This is a genomic window from Pseudoroseomonas cervicalis ATCC 49957 (assembly GCF_000164635.1).
Lineage (GTDB): Bacteria > Pseudomonadota > Alphaproteobacteria > Acetobacterales > Acetobacteraceae > Pseudoroseomonas > Pseudoroseomonas cervicalis.
Window position 1 is genome coordinate 748,763 of record NZ_GG770778.1, and the last position, 4,779, is coordinate 753,541.

A 4,779-nucleotide genomic window follows, 5' to 3' on the forward strand; every position below is an offset into this window, starting at 1 on the left:
GCGCCGGCGCCGAGCAGGCCGCCGGAGGCGGCGCGGTCGCCGGTCGAGTAGCCGCAGGCGCCCAGGCCGATGCTCGCCAGGGCCAGGAGGGCAAGGGAGGATTTGCGCATGGAGGGGTCCTCGGGTTCGGGGTGTCTGATGTACCGCAAACGCGGCTGGCAATGCAGGGTTGCCTGTGTGTCACCGATTGCCGCTTGAGCCGGGGGCCAGGGGATTGTAAGCCACGGCGCCCTTCGCTTGCAGGCTTGAACCCGGCTTTCGACCCGGGCGCCGGCGGGGCGCCTGGCTGATTGACCTTGGAAGGTTCGCTGCATGTTCTCTCGCCTGTTCGGCTTCCTTTCCGCCGACATGGCCATCGACCTCGGCACGGCCAACACGCTGGTCTATGTCAAGGGTCGGGGCATCGTGCTGAACGAGCCCTCGGTCGTCGCCATCGCCGACATTCGCGGCCGCAAGCAGGTGCTGGCCGTGGGCGAGGAAGCCAAGCAGATGCTGGGCCGCACCCCCGGCAACATCGCCGCCATCCGGCCGCTGCGCGACGGCGTCATCGCCGATTTCGAGGTGGCGGAGGAGATGATCAAGCACTTCATCCGCAAGGTGCACAACCGGCGCGGCTTCGCCAGCCCGATGATCATCGTCTGCGTGCCCTCCGGCTCCACCGCCGTCGAGCGCCGCGCCATCCAGGAGAGCGCCGAGAGCGCCGGCGCCCGCAAGGTGCTGCTGATCGAGGAGCCGATGGCCGCCGCGATCGGCGCCGGCCTGCCGGTGACCGAGCCGTCCGGCTCCATGATCGTCGATATCGGCGGCGGCACCACGGAAGTGGCGGTGATCAGCCTGGGCGGCATCGTCTATGCGCGCTCGGTCCGCGTCGGCGGCGACAAGCTGGACGAGGCGATCATCAGCTACATCCGCCGGCAGTTCAATTTGCTGATCGGCGAGAGCACGGCCGAGCGGATCAAGATGGAGATCGGCGCCGCCGCCTTCCCGGATTACGGGGAGGAAGGGCCGATGACCGAGGTGAAGGGCCGCGACCTGATGAACGGCGTGCCGCGCGAGGTGGTGGTCAGCCAGCGCCAGATCGCGGAATCGATCGCCGAGCCGGTCAGCCAGATCGTCGAGGCGGTGAAGGTGGCGCTGGAGAACACGCCGCCCGAGCTCGCCGCCGACATCGTGGACAAGGGCATCGTGCTGACCGGCGGCGGCGCGCTGCTGCAGCGCCTCGACCAGGTGCTGCGCGAGGCGACAGGCCTGCCCGTTTCCGTGGCGGAGGACGCGCTGGCCTGCGTGGCGCTGGGCACGGGGCGGGCCCTTGATGAGATGAAGCGGCTTCGCCACGTTCTTTCCTCCATGTATTAATGGGGCGGGCCCGGGCGAGTCCGGGCCGCTGGAGGCTGCGTGATCCGTCTCAGCATCCCGTTGCGCCAGGCGCTGTCGCGCCTGACGATGCCTGTGCTCATCGCCGCCGCCTTCGGCACCATGCTGCTGGGCAAGGCCGACACCGCGCTGGTGGAACGCGGGCGGATGGCGCTGGCCGACACGCTGGCGCCGATCTACGCCGTGCTGTCCGAGCCGGTGGGCGCGCTGCGCGAGGCGGTGCAGGAGCTGCACTACCTGGCGGCGATGCGCGAGGAGAATGCCCGGCTGCGCGAGGAGAATGAGCGGCTGCACCGCTGGCAGGCCGCCGCCCTGGCGCTGGAGACGGAGAACGCCCTGCTGCGCCGGCAGCTCGGCTACATGCCGGAGGCGGCGGCCACCTTCCACACCGCCAAGGTCGTGGCCGATGCGGGCGGCACCTATGCCCGCGCCGTGCTGCTCTCGGTGCAGCCGGGCATCGTGCTGCGCAAGGGCCAGGTGGCGCTGGACGAGCGGGGCCTGGCCGGCCGCGTCACCGAGGTCGGCGGCCGCTCCGCCCGCGTGCTGCTGGTGACCGACATGAACAGCCGCATCCCCGTGGTGCTGGAGGGCAGCCGCTCGCGCGCCATCCTGGCCGGCACCAATGGCGACCTGCCGCGCCTGCAGCACTGGCCCGAGGGCACGCCGCCGCAGGAGGGCGAGCGGGTGGTGACCAGCGCCGAGGCCGGGGTGTTCCCGGCCGGCCTGCCGGTCGGCGTGGTGCGCTGGTCGGAGGGCGGTGCGCCGGAGGTCGAGCTGTTCGCCCGGCTGAACCGGCTCGACCTGCTGCGCATCTTCGATTTCGGCCTCTCCGGCATCCTGCCGCCCGAGGCGGTGGCGCGGCCGGAGCCGCGCCCACGGCGCTGAGCGCCGGCGCGGCGGACGGGAGGGAGAGGCAGGCACATGGCCAGGGGGCGGCCGCAACCCTCGGCGGGGCTGCTGCGCCGGCTGGACGCCCTGGCCCGTGCCGCCTTCCCCTCGGTCAGCACCGCGCTGCTGATGCTGCTGACGGCGGCGCCGGTCGGCCTGCCCTCGGCGCTGCCGGCGGTGGCGCTGGGCTGCGTGTTCTTCTGGTCGGTGTTCCGGCCCGCCGCCATGTCGCCGCCCCTCTGCTTCGGCATGGGGCTGTTGCAGGATCTGCTCGGCTTCGCGCCGCTCGGCATCGGTATCCTGACGCTGCTGCTGGTGCACGGGCTGGCGCTGCGCATCCGGCGTTTCCTGGCGCGGCAATCCTTCCTGGTGGTATGGCTGGTCTTCGCCGGCTTCGCCGCCGGCACCGCCGCGCTCGGCTTCGCGCTGCAGGCGGTGCTCAATCTGCGGCTGCCGCCGGCGGCGCCGGCGCTGGTGCAGTTCGCCCTCAGCGCCGGCTTCTACCCGGCCATCGCCGCGCTGCTGACCCGGCTGCACCGGGCGATGTGGCGGGCCGACGGCATCGGCTAGGGACATCCGGGGCCAGGGCTCCGGGCGCGTTGGCCGGGGAGGATCCCCGGCCGGGATCGGACAGACGGGGGGCAGGGCTTCGATGAGCAAGCGGGAGGAGGAGCGCCGCCGCGGCGTGTTCACCCGCCGGGCCCTGCTGCTGGGGGCCGGCCAGCTCGGCCTGTTCGGCTTCCTGGGCTACCGGCTGCGCAAGCTGACCGTCGAGGAGGGCGAGCGCTACGCCACCATGGCGGAGGAGAACCGCGTCTCCACCCGGCTGATCGCCCCGCCGCGCGGCCGGGTGACCGACCGCGAGGGCCGCGTCATCGCCGCCAACGACCTGAACTGGCGCGTGCTGCTGACCGCCGAGCAGACCCAGGATGTCGGCGCCACGCTGGAGACGCTGTCCCGCCTGCTGCCGCTCACCGAGGCCGAGCGCGCCCGCATCGAGCGCGATGTGCGCCGCCGCCGCCGCTTCGTCCCCGTGGTGGTGCGCGAATTCCTCTCCTGGGAGGAGATGGCGCGGATCGAGGTCAACGCGCCGGACCTGCCGGGCATCAGCGTCGATGTCGGGACCACCCGCTTCTACCCCTATGCCGAGCACCTGGCGCATGTGGTGGGCTATGTCGCCCCCCCGGCCGAGAGCGACATCGATGGCGACCCGCTGCTGGCGCTGCCCGGCATCCGCGTCGGCCGCTCCGGCGTCGAGCGGCACCATGACCGGCTGCTGCGCGGCCGCGCCGGCACGGTGCAGATGGAGGTCAACGCCGTCGGCCGCGTCATCCGCGAGCTGAACCGGCGCGAGGGGGTGCGCGGCCAGGATGTGCAGGTCTCGATCGACGCCGAGCTGCAGAAGGCGGTGCGCGGCAAGATCGAGGAGGGCACCAGCGTCGTCGTGCTCGACGCCCGCAATGGCGAGGTGCTGGCCATGGCCAGCCAGCCCAGCTTCGACCCCAACCTGTTCAGCTCCGGCATCTCCTCGGCGCAGTGGCGGGAATGGACCCGCAGCCGCTCGACGCCGCTGATCAACAAGACCACCAACGGGCTCTACGCCCCCGGCTCCACCTTCAAGATGGTGGTCGGGCTGGCGGCGCTGGAGGCCAAGGTGGTGAGCCCGGGCGAGCGCGTCTTCTGCCCCGGCCATTACGACCTCGGCGACAGCCGCTTCCATTGCTGGAACCGCCATGGCCACGGCAATCTGGACCTGCGCGGCGCGCTGAAGCATTCCTGCGACGTGTATTTCTACGAGGTCGCCAAGCGCATGGGCATCGACCGCATCGCGGCGATGGCCAGGCGGCTCGGCCTCGGTGTCGATCTGGAGATCGAGCTGCCGGGCACCAAGGCCGGCTTCGTGCCGACCCGCGAATGGCGCACCAGCCAGGGCAAGCCCTGGAATCTCGGCGACACCGTGGTGCATGGCATCGGCCAGGGCTTTTATCAGCTGACGCCGCTGTCGCTGGCCACCATGACGGCGCGGCTGGCCACCGGCCGCGCCGTGCAGCCGCACCTGACCCATGCGCTGAACAACCGCCCGGTGCGCGGCGTGAAGCCGGAGGACTGGCCGAGCCTCGGCATCCCCGAGCGCGACCTGCGGCTGATCCGCGAATCCATGTGGGCGGTGGTGAACGAGGAGGGGGGGACGGCGCGGGTCGCCAAGCTGCCCGTGCCGCTCGGCGCCATGGCCGGCAAGACCGGCACCACCCAGGTCCGCCGCGTCTCGCGCGAGCAGCGCGAGCGCGGCTTCCGGGTCGAGAGCCTGCCGCGCGAATGGCGGCCGCACGCGCTCTTCGTGGCCTTCGCCCCCTATGACAACCCGCAATACGCCATTTCGGTGGTGGTGGAGCACGGCACCAGCGGCTCCGGCGCCGCCGCGCCGCTGGCGCGCGACATCATGGTCGAGGTGATGAACCGGCTGCGCCCCACTGCGCCGGGCGCGCCGGTGGCGCAGCCCGCCACGCCGCCCGCCCG

4 protein-coding genes are annotated in these 4,779 nt (G+C 72.3%); all 4 read left to right on the top strand.

Features of this window, described 5'->3' with window-relative positions:
* Positions 1-312 precede the first annotated feature (312 nt).
* Positions 313-1,356, top strand: a complete 1,044-nt coding sequence (locus tag HMPREF0731_RS10455; RefSeq protein WP_007004082.1) for a rod shape-determining protein — start codon at positions 313-315, stop codon at positions 1,354-1,356.
* Positions 1,357-1,395: 39 nt separating this feature from the next.
* Positions 1,396-2,259 carry a rod shape-determining protein MreC gene (gene mreC, locus HMPREF0731_RS10460; RefSeq protein WP_007004083.1) on the top strand — a complete coding sequence of 288 codons (864 nt, stop codon included), beginning with the start codon at positions 1,396-1,398 and terminating at the stop codon, positions 2,257-2,259.
* Between the two features lie 36 nt (positions 2,260-2,295).
* The gene (gene mreD / locus HMPREF0731_RS10465; RefSeq protein WP_007004084.1) at positions 2,296-2,832 is read left to right on the top strand and encodes a rod shape-determining protein MreD; all 537 of its coding nucleotides are present in this window, start codon (positions 2,296-2,298) and stop codon (positions 2,830-2,832) included.
* A gap of 82 nt (positions 2,833-2,914) precedes the next feature.
* Positions 2,915-4,779, top strand: a 1,865-nt coding sequence (mrdA, locus tag HMPREF0731_RS10470; protein WP_007004085.1) for a penicillin-binding protein 2, incomplete at its 3' end; no start/stop codon positions are given.

Bases quoted from the DNA above. Each gene is read 5' to 3' on its own strand.
- mreD (WP_007004084.1), top strand. From the start codon at position 2,296: ATGGCCAGGGGGCGGCCGCAACCCTCGGCGGGGCTGCTGCGCCGGCTG.
- HMPREF0731_RS10455 (WP_007004082.1), top strand. From the start codon at position 313: ATGTTCTCTCGCCTGTTCGGCTTCCTTTCCGCCGACATGGCCATCGAC.